This is a genomic window from Brenneria roseae subsp. americana, from assembly GCF_003115815.1.
Lineage (GTDB): Bacteria > Pseudomonadota > Gammaproteobacteria > Enterobacterales > Enterobacteriaceae > Brenneria > Brenneria roseae.
In genome coordinates this window covers 1-16725 of the sequence record NZ_QDKJ01000014.1, presented here as the reverse complement: position 1 = coordinate 16725, position 16725 = coordinate 1, and the positions used below count along the sequence as shown (strand labels likewise).

At 48.8% G+C, this 16725-nt stretch carries 17 protein-coding genes, 1 tRNA gene and 1 pseudogene; 14 read left to right on the top strand and 5 right to left on the bottom strand.

Going from position 1 to position 16725, the window contains the following annotated elements:
* Entirely contained in the window at positions 1 to 1593 is a 1593-nt protein-coding gene (yejF, locus tag B4923_RS16485) for a microcin C ABC transporter ATP-binding protein YejF (protein WP_109055462.1), read from the top strand.
* A 111-nt stretch (positions 1594 to 1704) separates the two neighbouring features.
* Here yejF and B4923_RS16480 read toward each other — a convergent pair whose 3' ends face one another.
* From B4923_RS16480 to rsuA, 3 genes are all read right to left on the bottom strand, one after another.
* Positions 1705 to 2049: a YejG family protein gene (locus B4923_RS16480; protein ID WP_109055461.1), complete on the bottom strand. Its 345-nt coding sequence runs from the start codon at positions 2047 to 2049 to the stop codon at positions 1705 to 1707.
* A gap of 419 nt (positions 2050 to 2468) precedes the next feature.
* Positions 2469 to 3653: a Bcr/CflA family multidrug efflux MFS transporter gene (locus tag B4923_RS16475; RefSeq protein WP_109055460.1), complete on the bottom strand. Its 1185-nt coding sequence runs from the start codon at positions 3651 to 3653 to the stop codon at positions 2469 to 2471.
* Between the two features lie 161 nt (positions 3654 to 3814).
* Positions 3815 to 4513, bottom strand: a complete 699-nt coding sequence (gene rsuA / locus B4923_RS16470; RefSeq protein ID WP_109055459.1) for a 16S rRNA pseudouridine(516) synthase RsuA — start codon at positions 4511 to 4513, stop codon at positions 3815 to 3817.
* A gap of 262 nt (positions 4514 to 4775) precedes the next feature.
* Between rsuA and B4923_RS16465 the strand changes: the two genes are divergently transcribed.
* The 3 genes from B4923_RS16465 (at position 4776) to rplY (ending at position 7290) form a co-directional block, all read left to right on the top strand.
* Positions 4776 to 5015, top strand: a complete 240-nt coding sequence (locus B4923_RS16465; protein ID WP_109055458.1) for a YecH family metal-binding protein — start codon at positions 4776 to 4778, stop codon at positions 5013 to 5015.
* Between the two features lie 3 nt (positions 5016 to 5018).
* Positions 5019 to 6779: a DNA repair helicase RadD gene (gene radD, locus B4923_RS16460; RefSeq protein WP_109055457.1), complete on the top strand. Its 1761-nt coding sequence runs from the start codon at positions 5019 to 5021 to the stop codon at positions 6777 to 6779.
* A 226-nt stretch (positions 6780 to 7005) separates the two neighbouring features.
* Positions 7006 to 7290 carry a 50S ribosomal protein L25 gene (gene rplY / locus B4923_RS16455; RefSeq protein ID WP_109055456.1) on the top strand — a complete coding sequence of 95 codons (285 nt, stop codon included), beginning with the start codon at positions 7006 to 7008 and terminating at the stop codon, positions 7288 to 7290.
* Between the two features lie 116 nt (positions 7291 to 7406).
* Here the strand turns inward: rplY and yejK are convergent, their stop codons facing one another.
* Entirely contained in the window at positions 7407 to 8417 is a 1011-nt protein-coding gene (gene yejK, locus B4923_RS16450; RefSeq protein ID WP_109055455.1) for a nucleoid-associated protein YejK, read from the bottom strand.
* 184 nt (positions 8418 to 8601) lie between these two features.
* Between yejK and B4923_RS16445 the strand changes: the two genes are divergently transcribed.
* The 3 genes from B4923_RS16445 (at position 8602) to B4923_RS16435 (ending at position 10762) form a co-directional block, all read left to right on the top strand.
* The gene (locus tag B4923_RS16445) at positions 8602 to 8832 is read left to right on the top strand and encodes a YejL family protein (RefSeq protein ID WP_109055454.1); all 231 of its coding nucleotides are present in this window, start codon (positions 8602 to 8604) and stop codon (positions 8830 to 8832) included.
* 14 nt (positions 8833 to 8846) lie between these two features.
* Positions 8847 to 10607, top strand: a complete 1761-nt coding sequence (gene yejM, locus B4923_RS16440; RefSeq protein ID WP_109055453.1) for an LPS biosynthesis-modulating metalloenzyme YejM — start codon at positions 8847 to 8849, stop codon at positions 10605 to 10607.
* A gap of 78 nt (positions 10608 to 10685) precedes the next feature.
* Positions 10686 to 10762, top strand: a tRNA-Pro gene (locus B4923_RS16435).
* A gap of 98 nt (positions 10763 to 10860) precedes the next feature.
* Here B4923_RS16435 and B4923_RS16430 read toward each other — a convergent pair.
* The gene (locus B4923_RS16430) at positions 10861 to 11427 is read right to left on the bottom strand and encodes a lipoprotein (RefSeq protein WP_109055452.1); all 567 of its coding nucleotides are present in this window, start codon (positions 11425 to 11427) and stop codon (positions 10861 to 10863) included.
* Positions 11428 to 11705: 278 nt separating this feature from the next.
* Here B4923_RS16430 and B4923_RS21365 point away from each other — a divergent pair.
* From B4923_RS21365 to B4923_RS16395, 7 genes and pseudogenes are all read left to right on the top strand, one after another.
* Positions 11706 to 11928: pseudogene (locus tag B4923_RS21365) on the top strand (DNA primase); the annotation flags it as partial.
* A 195-nt stretch (positions 11929 to 12123) separates the two neighbouring features.
* Complete coding sequence (gene relB / locus B4923_RS16420; RefSeq protein ID WP_010286544.1) at positions 12124 to 12369, top strand: type II toxin-antitoxin system RelB family antitoxin; 246 nt, start codon at positions 12124 to 12126, stop codon at positions 12367 to 12369.
* Positions 12359 to 12643 carry a type II toxin-antitoxin system RelE/ParE family toxin gene (locus B4923_RS16415; RefSeq protein WP_012822666.1) on the top strand — a complete coding sequence of 95 codons (285 nt, stop codon included), beginning with the start codon at positions 12359 to 12361 and terminating at the stop codon, positions 12641 to 12643. The genes relB and B4923_RS16415 overlap by 11 nt, the downstream gene beginning before the upstream one ends.
* Positions 12644 to 12750: 107 nt before the next feature.
* Positions 12751 to 13014, top strand: coding sequence for a hypothetical protein (locus B4923_RS16410; protein ID WP_245929637.1), 264 nt, complete (start codon positions 12751 to 12753; stop codon positions 13012 to 13014).
* Positions 13015 to 13281: 267 nt separating this feature from the next.
* On the top strand, positions 13282 to 14133 hold the full coding sequence (locus B4923_RS16405) for a hypothetical protein (protein WP_109055451.1): 852 nt from the start codon (positions 13282 to 13284) through the stop codon (positions 14131 to 14133).
* Positions 14134 to 14433: 300 nt separating this feature from the next.
* Entirely contained in the window at positions 14434 to 14868 is a 435-nt protein-coding gene (locus B4923_RS16400; protein WP_109055450.1) for a type II toxin-antitoxin system HicB family antitoxin, read from the top strand.
* A 354-nt stretch (positions 14869 to 15222) separates the two neighbouring features.
* On the top strand, positions 15223 to 16632 hold the full coding sequence (locus B4923_RS16395; protein WP_109055559.1) for an EmmdR/YeeO family multidrug/toxin efflux MATE transporter: 1410 nt from the start codon (positions 15223 to 15225) through the stop codon (positions 16630 to 16632).
* Positions 16633 to 16725: the final 93 nt, after the last annotated feature.

The window sequence follows — 16725 nt, the reverse complement described above, 5'->3', positions numbered from 1 at the left end:
ATGTCCAGTTCACCTTTATTACAGATTGATAATCTCAGCATTGCGTTTCGCAGTGGAAATCAGGAGCAGCGCGTCGTCGACCAGCTCTCGCTGGAGGTCAATGCGGGTGAGACACTGGCGCTGGTGGGAGAATCCGGTTCGGGAAAAAGCGTTACTGCGCTCTCCGTCCTCAGGCTATTACCCTCCCCTCCGGTTATCTATCAGCAGGGGGATATCCGCTTTGCCGGACAATCCCTGCTGCATGCGGATGAAAAAACGCTGCGTCAAATCCGCGGAAATCGCATTGCCATGATTTTTCAGGAGCCCATGGTGTCCCTCAATCCATTGCAGAGCATCGAAAAACAGTTAACTGAAGTGCTGTCGCTACACCGGGGCATGCGTAATGAAGCCGCCCGCAGTGAAGTGATTACCTGTCTGGATCGCGTGGGAATTCGGCAAGCCAACAACCGCCTGAGTGATTTTCCCCACCAGCTTTCCGGCGGCGAACGCCAGCGCGTCATGATTGCCATGGCCCTGCTGACACAGCCTGACCTGCTGATTGCCGATGAGCCGACAACCGCGCTGGATGTCACCGTACAGGCGCAAATTCTGAAATTACTTAACGAGCTCAAGCAGGAACTGGGGATGAGTCTGTTGTTCATCACCCACAATCTGAACATTGTCCGGCAGCTCGCGGATAACGTCGCCGTCATGAAATCGGGCCAATGCGTAGAACGCAACACCTGCCGGGATCTGTTTTCTACGCCACGGCACGCCTATACCCGACAGTTGCTGGATGCTGAACCCTCTGGCGATCCACTGCCCATCGCAGATGACATTGCCCCTATTCTACGGGTCGAGCAATTACGGGTCTCCTTCCCGATCAAGAAGGGATTGTTACGCCGCACCGTCGCAGAAAAACAGGTGGTTAATAATATCAACTTCTCCCTGCGACGCGGCGAAAGTATCGGATTGGTGGGCGAATCCGGCTCCGGGAAAAGCACCACCGGGTTGGCGCTGCTGCGCTTACTTCATTCCAGAGGGGCTATCTGGTTTGACGGCCAGCCGCTGCATGAATTTACCCGCAAGCAGATGCTACCTTTCCGCCGACGCATTCAGGTCGTCTTTCAGGATCCCAATTCGGCGTTGAATCCGCGTCTGAATGCCGAGCAGATTATTGCGGAAGGGTTGACCGTCCATCAGAAACTGAGCAACCAGGAACGGGAACAACGCGTCATTACCGCCATGGAAGAAGTCGGATTGGATCCTGAGACGCGGCATCGTTATCCCGCAGAATTTTCCGGCGGCCAGCGTCAGCGTATTGCTATCGCCCGCGCGCTGATTCTGCAACCGGAACTCCTGATTCTGGATGAACCCACGTCGTCACTGGATAGAACGGTACAGGCCCAAATTCTGGCGCTGCTGAAATCGTTGCAGCAAAAACATCATTTGGCTTATCTGTTCATCAGCCACGATCTTCAGGTGGTGCGGGCGCTTTGTCATCAGGTCATTGTGCTGAAACAAGGCGAAGTAATAGAGCAAGGCGAATGCAGGCGGGTATTCAGCCACCCGGAAAAAGACTATACGCGGGAACTGTTGCAGCTTTCATCCTGATGCCTCTGCGCCATACGGCGGCGGCTTTGCGACAATTAACGCGATCTCAGGGATTATCGAGGAGCGAATAATAAAGAAAGGACAGCAACGTCAGGCGGCAGACGTTGCTGTTCAAAACGGATATTGTGCGGAGACAGACTCAGCAATCGCCACGCCGATATTTTTCAAACGGCACATGGCAGTACTTTCATCATTGCGGTGTAAAAACAGGCAAGGCTCGCCTTCCCATTCCAGAACCGCACATTCAACCTGAATCTCATCCAGAGACTGATTCAACTGGTGCATGATTTCCCATGCCACCTCCCCGTCATGGCTTAATAATTTAAGACCAATCAGATTATTGTCTTCCTCTCTGCCGCTTAGCGGAATCGGTTCAACTTTGACGCCTGCCAAACCCGATAACCAGCGATAACTTTGCGGCAAACGATGAACTACCGAAAGCTGGAGACTATCCACTACTGTTTTCCTCAGGTTAAGTTTTACTTCAAATTTACAAAATAATAACATATTTATCATAGTAGCGTGACCGCAATAGCTTTTGCCACTTTTTTTATGTACAAAAAATCAACATAAGTAATTTTAACCGGCATTAATAAGAACTGATTTAAACGATTGCAAGGTTTATTAATGTCAGAGCGATCACGAATTGCTCTTCTTTTCTGATTATATGTAACCTTTTCTCGTTAATTTCTCAATCCCTTTTAGCCCTTTTGTTCACTTTTGATTCATATATTTTACATATTTAGAACAAACAGAAATAATCCCCCCTTCAGATCCGATATTGAACGAGGTGATGAGCGGCATATTGCCAAAGAGACGATATTTGGAGCCGGGACCGAAACAGCAGGCTTGCGCCTGCCGTCTATTCATCCGGATTAGTTCGCGCGGCTGGCGTAGCGATAGAGCAGAAAGGCGACCATAGAGCAGAAAGCCATGGAGATCACCATGGGCCAGGCGCTGTTGAAGGACGCAAAAGACAGTATGACGCCGGTGATGGCGCCCAGACCAAAGCGTAATGTCCCTGCCAGCGAGGCGGCCGTTCCCGCCATATGAGGGAAATCGCCCAGAATGACAGCCATGGCATTTGATCCAACCATCGAGATACAGCCGACAAAAACGGCAACGCCAAGGACTAATGGCCAGAATCCCAAATCAAACAGACACACCACCACCAGCAAGATGCCCGTGGTAAATTGAATCAGCAAACCAATGCGGAACATCGTCAGTGCGCCAAGACGGCGAACATTGCGGCTATTGAATAACGTCATGATGAACAAAAAGACAATGTTCAGCGCGAAGTAATAACCAAAATGTTGCGGTGATACACCATGCAGATTGATATAAACAAACGGCCCCGCCGTCAGAAATGAGAACATGCCACAGAATGACAGGCCGCTGGCTATCATATAGCTGAACACGCGCTTATGCCGAAAAAGCGCGACAAAATTGCCGAGGGTGGTTCGCAGACGAAATTTCTGCCGTTTCTCCGCTGGCAGCGTCTCGTTGATAAAGAAAAAAACCAGTATCACGGCCAAAAAAGCCGCCCCCGACATTGTCCAGAAAATCGAATGCCAGCTAAACCACACAAGCAACGCCCCACCCGCAATAGGCGCAATAAGCGGGGCGACGGTCATCACCAGCATTACAAACGACATCATGCGGGAAAACTCATCCTTGGAAAACATATCGCGCATCAGGGCATTGATCACCACGGCCGGCGCCGCCGCCGACAGCCCGTGCAGGAAACGCATTTGAATCAGCTGTTCCACCGTCTGAGATAATGCACAAGCGGCACCGGTCAGAGCAAAAACCAGTACGCCGACGAGAATAACCGGCTTACGCCCCAGACTGTCGGCCATCGGGCCATAAAACATTTGACCGATGGCGAACCCCAGCACATAGGTACTGAGCGTCATCTGGACGTGTCCGTCCGGCGCGCCAAATTCTGCTGCAATAATCGGCAAGGCAGGCAAATACATGTCGATGGCGAGTGGCATGAGCATGGAGATCAAGCCGAGAATAAGAATCAACCCAAAATAAGAAGGTCGGTTTTGTTGCACTGAAAGTCGCTCCCGCTCAGGAAAATAATGAACTGAATAGAATAAAAAGCATTGGCTAAACATTGAAGAAAACGGGCGGAGAGGCACACTTCCCCGCCGCCAGTGGCGGATAACAGGTCATCCGTCCACACAAAACGCGTGATAAACGCCAAGGTAAATAATTATCGTCCGATACTGTCAACTTCCTGACTGCTCAGTGCCCGGTATTCGCCAGGTTCTAATGCGCTGTCAAGGCAAATGCCGCCAATCCGCTCGCGGTGTAACTGCACGACGCGATTGCCGACGGCCGCAAACATTCTTTTGACCTGATGATAGCGCCCTTCGCTGATAGTCAAACGAACCTGATAATCGGTAATCTTCTCCAGTTCGGCGGGTCTGGTCAGGTTTTTCTCACCGTGCAGCTGCACGCCCGCCGCAAACTGGCTGGCCGTATCCGGGCTTAATGGCTGTTCCAGCGTCACCAGATAAGTTTTCTCACAGTGATGCTTAGGCGATGTAATGCGGTGCGACCACTGTCCGTCATCCGTCAGCAATACCAGCCCTGTCGTGTCGATATCCAGACGCCCTGCGGCATGCAGTTTATGTGCAACGGGCACATCCATAAAATACAAAATAGTCGGGTGATCGGGATCGTCCGTCGAGCATACATAGCCCTGCGGCTTATTCAGCATAAAATAACGGGGGCCATTCTGTTGTTCCAGCGGATTACCATCAAATGCCACCTGATGCTCCGGCAACACTTTGAATGCTCCGCTTTTTACGATTTCGCCATCCACCGTGACGCGCTGAGCACGCAATTCACGCGCAACCAGTGAACGACTGATAGCCAGTTGCTGAGATAAAAATTTGTCCAATCGCATTAAAAATCAACTGCCTGTTTTGAGCCATGATACTTATGCAGGTAAAGACATACGCTGCCAGCGTCATGAAAATGAAGAAAGGCAACAGCATTTGCTGCCGGAATATCACAGTATAACGAGGCTTTGTCCGACATCCTAGAATTCAACGGCGTCTATTCCGTTTTGTCGCTATCGCTACCAAACAATTATGTTATCCCTTTGCTCGCCGCCGGCATTATCAACGGGCATAATAGGGACAATGGTTCATTTTGAGAGGTCCTCCATGTCATCGATTCACGGTCATGAAGTTTTGCAAATGATGATCGCCTCCGGCGAGTCTTTTACCACCGAACAGTTGATTGCCAGCATTGAAAAACGTTTTGGCCGCGAGGCCCGTTTTCATACTTGTTCCGCTGAGAACATGACTGCCGGCATGCTGGTACAGTTTCTGGCTGACCGCGGAAAATTTATTCCGCTCGAAAGTGGCTTTACAACCAGCGCCAGTAAAATCTGTCAGCACTAGGTTATGTCTTTTACTCTGCGGCCTTACCAGCGTGAGGCCGTTGCCGCTACGCTGGAGTATTTTCGCCGACATACCCAGCCGGCAGTTATTGTGCTACCCACGGGCGCGGGAAAAAGTCTCGTCATTGCCGAACTGGCCAGACTTGCACGCGGTCGGGTGCTGGTTTTAGCACACGTTAAAGAGCTGGTTGCGCAAAACCATGCCAAATACTGCGCCTGGGGGCTGGAAGCGGATATTTTCGCCGCGGGCCTGCAACAGCGACAGAGCCAGGGGAAAGTGGTATTTGGCAGCGTCCAGTCGGTCGCCCGCAATCTGGATCAGTTTGAGCAATCCTTCTCATTGTTGATTATCGATGAATGTCATCGCATCAGTGACGATGACGATAGTCAATATCAGCAGATCATCCAGCACCTGCAACAAACCAATCCGCAGTTGCGGTTGTTGGGTCTGACCGCCACCCCCTATAGGCTGGGAAAAGGCTGGATTTATCAATACCATTATCACGGCATGATACGTGGTGATGCGCACTGTTTGTTCCGGGATTGTATCTATGAACTACCGCTGCGCTACATGATCAAGCATGGTTTTCTTGTACCGCCAGACCGGTTGGATATGCCGGTGGTGCAGTATGATTTCAGTAAACTGACCACCAGAAGCAACGGTTTATTCAGCGAAATCGATCTGAATCGTGAACTAAAACGCCAGCAACGCATTACGCCACACATCATTAGCCAAATCATCGACTATGCGCAAACGCGGTTGGGCGTGATGATTTTTGCCGCCACGGTTGAACATGCCCGCGAAATTTATTCGCTCTTGCCTGAAGGCCAGGCCGCGCTGGTGAGTGCTGAAACACCTGCGGCGGAACGCGATACTCTGATCGAGGCATTTAAGCGGCAACAGCTGCGGTATCTGGTGAACGTCGCCGTTCTGACCACGGGCTTTGATGCTCCTCACGTTGATCTGATCGCCATCCTGCGCCCAACAGAATCGGTAAGTTTATACCAGCAGATTGTCGGCCGCGGTTTACGTCTTTTCCCCGGGAAAACGGACTGCCTGATACTGGATTATGCCGGCAACCCGCATGACCTTTACACGCCCGAAGTCGGCAACAGCAAACCCCATGCCGGCAGCCAGCCCGTCCAGGTCTTTTGCCCACAATGCGGTTTTGCCAATTTGTTCTGGGGAAAAGCAATGCCGGATGGCAGCGTGATTGAACACTACGGCCGTCGCTGTCAGGGATGGGAGCCGGGAGACAATGCCCAGCGCGTGCAGTGCGACTACCGTTTCCGCTTCAAAGTCTGCCCCCATTGCGGTGCGGAGAACGATATTGCCGCTCGTCGCTGCCACCAGTGCGACGAGGTGTTGGTCGATCCGGACGATATGCTTAAAGCGGCGCTGAAATTAAAAGATGCCCTGGTTTTACGCTGTAGCGGAATGCTGCTCACGCCCGGACAAGATGCCAAAGGCGAATGGCTGAAAATTACCTATTATGATGAAGACGGCGCGGATGTCAGTGAGCGGTTTCGTTTGCATACGTCAGCACAACGTCATGTTTTTCAGCTGGTTTTTTTGCGGATTCATCAGCGCGCTCCCGGCGTTCCTTTTGTCTGGCAGACGGTGAACGACATCGTGGCACAGCAGAGTCTATTACGCGCTCCCGATTTTGTCGTCGCGCGTAAACAGGGGAAATTCTGGCAACTGAGAGAAAAAATGTTCGACTATCAGGGACGTTTTCGACGCGCCAATGAACTGCGCGGTTAACAATAGCCAACAGATTGATGACGGGCATTCATGCCCGTACCCAAGAGCCGCCGCTAACGCGACGTTAAAAAACGCGCCCGCGACTTGAAAGATATATCGCGGTTTTGTTTGCCCGGCAAGCCATATTCCGCTAAAATTCAGCCCGCTTTTGTACCGCAAAAGCTGAACAATCCAACTTGCTGCTGGGTCGCCTGTAGCAGGGTTACTTTCTTAAGTAGAGAAAAAAATGATTACTATCAAAGCAGAAGCACGTAAAGAGCAGGGTAAGGGTGCGAGCCGCCGCCTGCGTATCGCTGGCAAATTCCCAGCCATCGTTTATGGTGGTTCAGAAGCGCCGGTTGCTATCGAATTGGATCATGACATCGTTAAAAATCAGGAACTGAAACCTGGCTTCTACGGTGAAACGGTGATCCTGTCTATCGACGGCAAGGAAATTCAGGTCAAAGTTCAGGCTGTACAGCGTCACGTGTTCAAGCCAAAACTGACTCACATCGACTTCATTCGCGTTTAATCACGCAGAAGTCAATCCGGGACGCCGGGAAGGAAACGCCGCTTTTGCGGCGTTTTTTTATGGCGGGCAATCCTGCCCATCACCTACGGGCGCTCCCTGCCCGTCTTCAAATCCGCTTACTGATTACCACCGGTTAAACGGCGCTGTAGCTGATCGCGCAGATTCGGTGGCGTCCCTTTTATCGTGAGCGTATCCGTTGCCGGATCCCAGAAAATACGTTCACCCAGCAATAACGCATCAAAATTCAGGCTGATCCCCCCGCCACTGCCCGCAAACTTGGTCAATTGACGCAATGTGCTGCGGTCAGCAGGAAAACTATCCTCCAGTTCATACCCTTGTTCCGTCGAGAATTGCTGGAACGTTTTATCACCCAACGGGGGCAATTCCTGAGACAGCGCCGCCAGCTCGATTTCTTCACCCGACTGCAACTGTTCGTTACAGTAGCTGTATACCTGTTGACGGTAATTCTGACGCTCATTTTTATCCAACTGCGCATCATCGCAATACTCATCAACCGCTTTCAACAAACCACGGTTTTGCGCTTTGGTGTCCAGCCCTTCAGATGCGGCCAGAAAATCCATAAAGAAATCAGAAACTTTCCGCCCTACTCGTCCTTTCAGAAAAGTCAGGTAACGTGTTGATTCCTGGTTGGTTTCCCATTCAGTTAAATCGATGCGCGCCACGATGTCCGCGTGATTTATGTCCAGATAGTGCGTGCTGCTGATATCCAACTGTTCGTTGACACGCATGCTGTTGCAACTATTGAGCACCGCAATCAGCAAATATTCCACCGCCAGATAACGGTACTGGCAAAACAGCACGATACCGCCTTCAGCAAACGGATATTTGGCCAGTTCATCACGCAAACGCCCGGTCGCCGCCCGCGTGAATCCCAGAAAGTCCTCGTCCCCTTTACGGCAGGATCTGAGCGCATCCGCCAGTTCGCTCTGTTCATTAAACAAACCGTAAGCTTTACTTTTGGCACTATAGACGCGATGCAGTTCAGCCATCATTTCCTCTACTGTCGCATTGGTTGACAGTAAAGAATCACGCAACACCATTTCCAGCGTTTGTTCGTCACGTTTAATTAGCTGATGCAGAGCGATCTGGCCGATATCCAGACTCATGATAAACTCTCCTTTTGGCAAGGTGCGTATTCAAACACCGAAGCAGCGTGGCCGCAACTGAAAAGCCATACCTTCCCTGTTGTAAACGCACAGGCAGTCTAAAATGATAAATGATAAAAGTGCGGAAAAGGATGAGTCGATACGGTAAGATATGCGACTTTAACAGCTTGAGATACGCCATTTTATGCCACAATCATCCCGCTATAGTGACGAACACGTTGAACAACTGCTTTCTGAGATGGTCAATATTCTGGAAAAGCACCATGCTCCAACCGATCTTGCTTTGATGGTACTGGGTAATATGGTGACCAACCTGATCAATACCAGCGTCGCACCTGAGCAACGTCAGGTTCTGGCCCGTTCTTTCGCCGAAGCATTACAGGCTTCGATTAAAAAAGCAGATAAAGCTCATTAATTTTTGACCAAATTATGGTAACCAACCGTCAGCGCTACCGTGAAAAAGTTTCCCAGATGATCAGTTGGGGACACTGGTTCGCTTTGTTTAATATTGTGCTCAGTCTGGGGCTGGGTAGCCGCTATCTGTTTGTTGTCGATTGGCCCTCTTCCTTGTTTGGCCGAATTTATGCGTTGGTAAGCTGGCTGGGACACTTCAGCTTTATCGGCTTTGCCGCTTACCTGCTGATTATTTTCCCGCTGACGTTTATTGTTATGTCGCAGCGCCTGCTGCGATTTCTTTCTGCCGCGCTGGCAACCGCCGGACTGACGCTGCTTCTGGTCGATATCGAGGTTTTCACTCGTTTCCATCTGCACCTTAACGCCATTGTCTGGGAACTGGTCGTTAATCCGGACCAAAGCGAACTGGCGCGCGACTGGCAATTGATGTTTATCGGTATTCCACTGATTTTCATGGTGGAAATGTTGTTTGGCACCTGGTGCTGGCAAAAACTGCGCAGCCTGAACCGCCGCAGCTTTGGCAAACCGCTGGCTGGCGTATTTATTTCGGCGTTCTTCGCCTCACACCTGATGTACATCTGGGCCGACGCCAATTTCTATCGCCCGATTACCATGCAGCGCGCCAATCTGCCACTCTCTTATCCTATGACAGCCCGCCGCTTTCTGGAGAAACATGGCTTGCTGGATGCGCAGGAATATCAGCGCCGATTGTCCCAACAAGGCAATCCTGAAGCGATGACCGTAGAATATCCGCTAAATGATATTACGTTCCACGACAGCGGCAGTGGCTACAACTTGCTGATGGTCATCATCAATAATGAACAGATTAACGGCATACCTAACGACATGCCGAATCTGTCGCGCTTCGCGGAGCAGAATATCCGTTTTAGCGATCATTATGATTCGGGAACACAGCCCAATGCCGGGTTGTTTAATCTCTTTTATGGTATTTCAACGACCTATATGGATGGGGTGTTAATCGCCCGTAAACCTTCAGCATTGATGACCGCCTTAAGTCAACAGGGCTATCAGTTTGGTTTGTTCTCGGCCAGCGGTTTCAATAATGCCCTTTATCGTCAGGCATTGCTGTCCGACTTCTCCCTGCCCGCCCCGCAAGAACAGAGCGATAACACGATTACCATGCAGTGGCAGGATTGGTTAAGCCGTGATGATAACTCTGCGCCCTGGTTCGCTTATATTGAACTGAACAGCACTGGACCTGCCAATGCCGGCAAGGCTTCAACCGCAGAGCGGTCGCGGCGAAGTCAGGCAGACAATCAGGATGTTGACCTGCAGATTGGTAAAATTATCCGCACACTACAGGAACAGAACAAACTGGAAAAAACGGTTATTGTCATTACTACGACGCAAAGTAATCATCCTGACGATGACAAGAAAAACATCTTCCGTCGCTCACAATGGCAAATACCACTGATCGTTCACTGGCCCAACACGCCGGCCCAAACGATCACCAAAATGACAGACCATAAGGACGTCATGACCACGCTGATGCAACGCCTATTGCACGTTAAAAACGCCACCGATGATTACTCTCAGGGCGAGGATCTGTTCGCTGCCCAACGACGCAATAACTGGCTGGCAAACGGTAATGGCGGATCGCTGATGATCACCACGCCAGAAAAAATCATCATGCTGGAGAGTAACGGTAACTATCGGGCTTACGATCAGGATGGAAACAGGCTGAACGATGAAAAACCCCAGTTGGCCTTGCTTTTGCAGGTTCTGACCAACGAAAGACGCTTTATTGCGAACTAACTGCCTAAATCTAAAGCAGTCGTTCGATGTAGCTATTGCAATCAAGGGAAGAAAAGGTAGTATAAGCGCCCATAGCATCGGCACGTAGCGCAGCCTGGTAGCGCACCGTCATGGGGTGTCGGGGGTCGGAGGTTCAAATCCTCTCGTGCCGACCAAATTTCCCCAAGAAAACCAACCTTTTACGGTTGGTTTTTTATTTGTATACAGAAAACCCAGCTCGGTGGCTGGGCATAAAAGGATAATAACGGTACTTTTACTTGATTTTACTGGCCACATCCTTAGCCACTTGAACTGCGACATCATCCCACGCAGCCTCAAGGATACCGGTCTGACTTGTCCCACCAATAATTGGATCTTTCTTTTGCGCTCTATATTCATTGGACCATGTAAGTCCATCAAGATCAAAAGTCGCTTTCAAATAGACAGTTCCAACATCAATTGCGGGTGTAATATTAAACATACCAGCTGAATACTCGAATCCTGACTTAGCTTCAATAACCGTTATAGTTAGTGGCTTACCACTCGTTGATATATCTGCAAACGTAGATATAGCCTCTTCTATTCGAGCGGATAGCGCGACTCCGGTTGGAACCCTTGTGCGGGAGCCACTACCAACAAAACCGTCAGCCCCCTGAATATCAATTCGCGTCGGGAAAGTGTTTGGTTCCCATTTGATATGCACATTTGGCCGTTTTTCAAGTCGAACCGCCGACTGTGTTTCTTTTACTGATTCAAATCCTAATCGATTGTTGAACGGGAGATTGACTGTACATCCCGTTAATAAAGTTACACCAATTAAAGCAAAGATTATTTTTTTCATATACTGCGTCCGTGTGTAGTTACATTCGGAAATATCCTATCATCAGCCCAAATAAAGGTCACTGTCCGCTACCGTTGAGAATTCCTATGGTTGATATGCAGTGACAAAAGTTGCTGTTAATTGGAACACTTAAACGCCGCGGCTGTTTTTACTCAACGCCGTAACGTTGAATCCATCAGGACAACCCTAACTCAGATAACGGGCTTATCCACTGGAATGCATATCCCCGGTGGCAGCGCATAAATGCGATGATCGGCTGAATGTGCTGTCAATCGTGTGAAGCCAAAGCATGGGCCGATGCTTTTTGCATCAGTTTGGCTACATCCGTTATTTACCACATCCCAATCCTGACCAACGCGATCTACCAATCAAGAATCGGGCCGGTTACCGAGTAAAAAAACCAGGAACCAATACGTTGGTGTTTCACACCTTCCCGCCATATTCAATGACAAGATTGCCGCTGGTGCCAATGCCGCTGCGTTTGCTCTGGTATTGGCCGATATCAGCCGCGCCATACCTGATTTTATTCAAATTAAAATCAATTTTTTGGCTAGTTTGCATGTATAGAAATGTTAAGGTTTTTTGCGCGGTCGGAACGACGGAGAATTAAGGCCAGACATCGTTTTGTAATAACTTGCCTCACTTAACCCGAAGAACTATAATGTATACAAAATACACAATGTAGTGAGTAGTAGCATGGGTGTCATGTCCGTTCGATTGAATGATGAAACAACCGCGCAGCTTGATGCGCTGGCTAAAGCCACGGGACGTACCCGCTCTTTTCTGGCCGGACAAGCCATTGAAGACTATCTTGCGCGAGAAGCCTGGCAGATTGCAGAGATAGAGCAAGCCATAAAAGAAGCCGATGCGGGTGATTTTGTCTCGTCAGATGAGATGAACAACCTATTTAAAAAATTAGGTACGGCAAGACATGGAAATTAAATGGCTGCGTAAAGCCGCAGCCAATTTGGAAGCCGAGTACCTCTATATTGCGCAAGACGATCCACAAGCTGCCAGCCAGTTTGTGGATGAAGTACAAAGGTTAACGGAATTACTACCGCAACAGCCAGCAATGGGAAGACCTGGTCGTGTGCCCGGAACGCGTGAACTTGTGTTAACGCACTATCCCTACATCATCCCCTACCGTGTGAAAGATAATATGCTCCAGATTCTGCGCGTCTTTCATACGCACAGGCGTTTACCATCAAAATGGTGAACAATAAGACTTCACAAAAGTAAGCCTAAATACACAGGTGAATATCTTTAACGTCGTACTTTCTGGATTTGGACGAACGTACATCCACCAACTAACCGCCACTCGCAATGAAAGATAAGAAAAAACATAGCCAACAATCAAGATTGTCCGGCTGGGGCGGCAAACGAACCGGCGCAGGTGCACCAGTTAATAACAACAATACGGTGAAACATGGAGAACGCAGCCGCCAGGCATTCTTTCCTTTGGCTGTTGACAATGGACAATTCACACCGCTGCAATTGCTACGTGCAAGAAACCTGCTCCTGGCCGAACGTGTCGGCGAGTTGATGCACAGATCTCTTTCTTTGGGTACAGTGGGTTTATGTTGCTAGGTGGGATTCCATGGCAATACACCCGAAAAACGATGGTCTTGGAAGATCGTCAGGCAAAGTTACGCCTCACACTACAAAGACAAAATGGCTCTAAAACTCAGTGACTTTTTTAGGCATACATATAGGCATACAACCAACAAAATAAAATACACATTCAATTAAAATATAATACGTTAAACAATAAATTCAATTTCTCTCATTCTAAAAATATAATAATATGGATATCAGCTGATAGCGATTAAACCACAAAAAGGAGTATCTGGAGATATGAGTCTGTTAGAGGCAATCCAGTCAAAGGAATTGGACATATATATATCTTTGTTTTTTACCCTGCTGGGGCTTGGACTAGGCGTTATGGTCGATTCCATAAGAAATAAAAACCCATCGATAACAAATCAACAAGGAAATGTCGTTATCCTTACCGTAAACAATGTAATAAACCTAACCAGTCATCCCTCTTATCGCCCTCAGGATGAGCGGGAACTTGTTCTTTTCGTTTGCTTTCTTTCTATTATCCTGGGAATTATATATTTGTTCCTCAGAAGCGAAGTGCTATATGTGCTTTCATCCATAACGATATTTTCTATTTCTCTATGGGCAGGAGGAACGTTGCACGGCCTATATAAAGGATATCTCCGTGGGAGCGCATGGTTTGTTTCATTGGTTTTTGCTTCAGCCTTTTATGCGGTTAACTTGTTTCTCGTTAACAAAGCATTCTCACCAGATTATGCGCCACGGTATTTCCAGTATAGTCAGGAAATAATAAATAGATATGGCGTCAACGGACTCCCCAACTATTTCAATAAACAAGATGCTCTCTGGTTTGTTTTTCATCTGGCGGGGGTATTCTTGTTATTTCTGGTTGAAATCAGAGTGACACTTTTTTCAATCTATTTTCTGGCGGCGAGGAAAGCCCTCCTGTCTGAAAGCACCGGAGAATCCTGGATTGTAAGAAGAACGAATAAGTATGCGAATCCCAATAAAAACATACTCTACGTGACCTTGCTATCAGTGATTGCCTACTACTTTATTTCTGGGAAATTCTTCATGTGGTTTGAGTACAGCTTTCCCGTCCAATTTGGCAACCTCATCGATTTTGTCCTCTACGGTCGAGGATAAATAACTTCACAAGATAATGATTATCTGAAGGATAACTCAGTCCGAATTGTGCGATCGGAGCAATCGCAGAATATCCGACATCACCGATCGGACTGGGTTCTCAATCTGAAGTTCAGCACCACTAACCGGAACAACCCGCAATGGGTAGATTTAGCCGTGTGCCGGGCACGGCGTAGCTCGCAGTTATAACATTCCAAACTGTAATCTCCCTTCACTGTCAATCAAAAAAACAACATAAATGTTGTATTACATAACTTTCATGCTATTCTGTTATCGATTTCAATAAATCGGAGGCGTTACATGTTCACCTACCCGGCATCAGTGAGTTTTAATGAAGATTCAGGACAGTATGAAATTCTCTATAGAGATTTCAAAAACTTAACATCCACCGCATTCACCGAAGAGGATATTGACCTGGAAGCGGCCAGTTGGTTGACGGGGATTATTGGAGAATACATTGATGCAAGGATACCGATTCCCAAGCCATCAGAGTTGCAGCCCAACGAAGTACGCATTCACCTGCCGGTGCTTGTCAACCTGAAGGCGGCTTTGCATAACGCAATGATTCAGACAGGTACACGAAAAGCAGATCTGGCTCGCAAACTTAATCAGAAAGGGCCGCAGATAGACCGACTATTAGACGTGAATCATGCGTCAAAAATTGAAACATTAGAGCAGGCTTTATATTTACTCGGTTATGAGGTTGCTGTTTCTATTGCAAAAGTCGATTCTTAATTTATCGGACTCAATGCTTACCGCGGTATTCCATGACATTTTCATCCGTAATTTAGTCATTCCGCCATAGTCGCTGAGTCCGGCAAACATCTAAGGCCATAGCGTATATTATTTTAAATTATAGATTAGCCTAAATTAAGAAAAATATAAAATAACCTCCAGACTGTAACAATCAATTTCCGTCATAGCCTGTAAATATGCACTGGAGCATCGATCCTGCTGCTGGTACTCTGTTAACTGTCCATTGCCACCAATCCCCCTTTGCACCGGGGGATTGCACCAGATGATTGGCGCATCGTTCTGCTTTCTATTGAATTCAGCGGGGAAACGTTGGGATATCACCAAGCTCGTTTTATGAGCAAACTTAAAGATACAGACTGGTATAAAAAACGATATTCAAATCGAGTGCTATTCTGGCGAGAAATCGCACCGCTGGCTTTCCCTATTTTCATCGAAGGACTGTGTGTTGTCCTGATGGGGGTGTTCAGCACCTTGCTGGTGAGCTGGCTGGGCAAAGAAGCAATGGCTGCTGTTGGTCTGGCAGACAGTTTCAACATGCTGATTATCGCCTTTTTTACGGCGGTGGCATTAGGTACCGCCGTCGTCGTCGCCTTCAGTCTGGGGCAGCGAAACAGAAAACAGGCGCGCTCGGCATCACGCCAATCCATCTCTCTGCTCGTTCTCGTATCATTCCTGCTGGTTGTGCTGGTTGAGTTTGCCGGCGAACCGATTATTGACCTGATCGCTGCACAGGCCGACGAATACGTCAAAAGTCTCGCGTTAACCTTCCTGCGCTGGACCGTCTGGGGTTACCCTGCATTAGCCATCACGCTGGTAGGATGCGGGGCCTTACGCGGCGCGGGCAATACCAAACTACCGATGGTCATTAACATCGGTATGAATATCCTCAATATTGCTATCAGTAGCTTGCTGATTTATGGCGTATTCTCCTGGAATGGTATTGGATTTATCGGCGCAGGCATCGGGATTACCATCTCCCGCTATATTGGTGCGTTGTTTGTCATCCTGACGCTGATGCACGGTTTTAAAGGCGCGCTGAGAATACCGTTTAAATCCTATTTCGCACCTTTTACCATCTCGATTTTGTATGAAGTGCTTAGCATCGGTATCCCCGCCAGTATTGAATCCGTCATGTTCAATGTCGGTAAGCTGATCACTCAACGTTTTGTCGCCGGCATGGGCACCGAAGTGATCGCCGGTAACTTTATTGCCTTTTCGATTGCGACACTGATAAATCTTCCCGGCAACTCGCTTGGCTCTGCTGCAACCATTATTGTCGGTACGCGATTAGGCAAGGGGCAGATTATGCAATCTACCCGACAGTTGAACTATATCTTCTGGCTCTCCAATGTCGGCCTTTGCATACTTGCGATCCTGTCCATCCCCGGCGCGCGCTATATGGCGGCGTTTTATACCAATGAACCCGACGTGATCGAGGTGGTTCAACATCTCATTTGGCTGAATGCGCTTTTTATGCCGATCTGGGCAGCATCCTGGGTTCTGCCTGCGGGGTTGAAGGGCGCAAAAGACGCCAGCTATACCATGTGGATCGCCATGGCTGGCATGTGGGGATGCCGTATCATTGCCGGTTATATCCTGGGCGTCATGCTCGGATTTGGCGTCATCGGCGTCTGGATGGGGATGTTTCTGGACTGGATTGTTCGCGGCTTTTTTTACTATCGTCGTATGACGAGCGGACGTTGGCTGTGGCGTTACCGTCCCCAGCAACCACCGCAGACTTAAGCGAACTCGCAGCGCCGCTGTTCACCCACCACCGGACGCAATATCCGCCGTAAAAAACCACCTGCATAGCAGGTGGCATTGATTTCGCCCCAT

Excerpts from the sequence above, each read along its gene's own strand:
- yejF (WP_109055462.1), top strand. The coding sequence starts at position 1 with ATGTCCAGTTCACCTTTATTACAGATTGATAATCTCAGCATTGCGTTT.
- rsuA (WP_109055459.1), bottom strand. The coding sequence starts at position 4,513 with ATGCGATTGGACAAATTTTTATCTCAGCAACTGGCTATCAGTCGTTCA.
- B4923_RS16465 (WP_109055458.1), top strand. The coding sequence starts at position 4,776 with ATGTCATCGATTCACGGTCATGAAGTTTTGCAAATGATGATCGCCTCC.
- radD (WP_109055457.1), top strand. The coding sequence starts at position 5,019 with ATGTCTTTTACTCTGCGGCCTTACCAGCGTGAGGCCGTTGCCGCTACG.
- rplY (WP_109055456.1), top strand. The coding sequence starts at position 7,006 with ATGATTACTATCAAAGCAGAAGCACGTAAAGAGCAGGGTAAGGGTGCG.
- yejK (WP_109055455.1), bottom strand. The coding sequence starts at position 8,417 with ATGAGTCTGGATATCGGCCAGATCGCTCTGCATCAGCTAATTAAACGT.
- B4923_RS16445 (WP_109055454.1), top strand. The coding sequence starts at position 8,602 with ATGCCACAATCATCCCGCTATAGTGACGAACACGTTGAACAACTGCTT.
- yejM (WP_109055453.1), top strand. The coding sequence starts at position 8,847 with ATGGTAACCAACCGTCAGCGCTACCGTGAAAAAGTTTCCCAGATGATC.
- B4923_RS16430 (WP_109055452.1), bottom strand. The coding sequence starts at position 11,427 with ATGAAAAAAATAATCTTTGCTTTAATTGGTGTAACTTTATTAACGGGA.
- relB (WP_010286544.1), top strand. The coding sequence starts at position 12,124 with ATGGGTGTCATGTCCGTTCGATTGAATGATGAAACAACCGCGCAGCTT.
- B4923_RS16415 (WP_012822666.1), top strand. The coding sequence starts at position 12,359 with ATGGAAATTAAATGGCTGCGTAAAGCCGCAGCCAATTTGGAAGCCGAG.
- B4923_RS16410 (WP_245929637.1), top strand. The coding sequence starts at position 12,751 with ATGAAAGATAAGAAAAAACATAGCCAACAATCAAGATTGTCCGGCTGG.
- B4923_RS16405 (WP_109055451.1), top strand. The coding sequence starts at position 13,282 with ATGAGTCTGTTAGAGGCAATCCAGTCAAAGGAATTGGACATATATATA.
- B4923_RS16400 (WP_109055450.1), top strand. The coding sequence starts at position 14,434 with ATGTTCACCTACCCGGCATCAGTGAGTTTTAATGAAGATTCAGGACAG.
- B4923_RS16395 (WP_109055559.1), top strand. The coding sequence starts at position 15,223 with ATGAGCAAACTTAAAGATACAGACTGGTATAAAAAACGATATTCAAAT.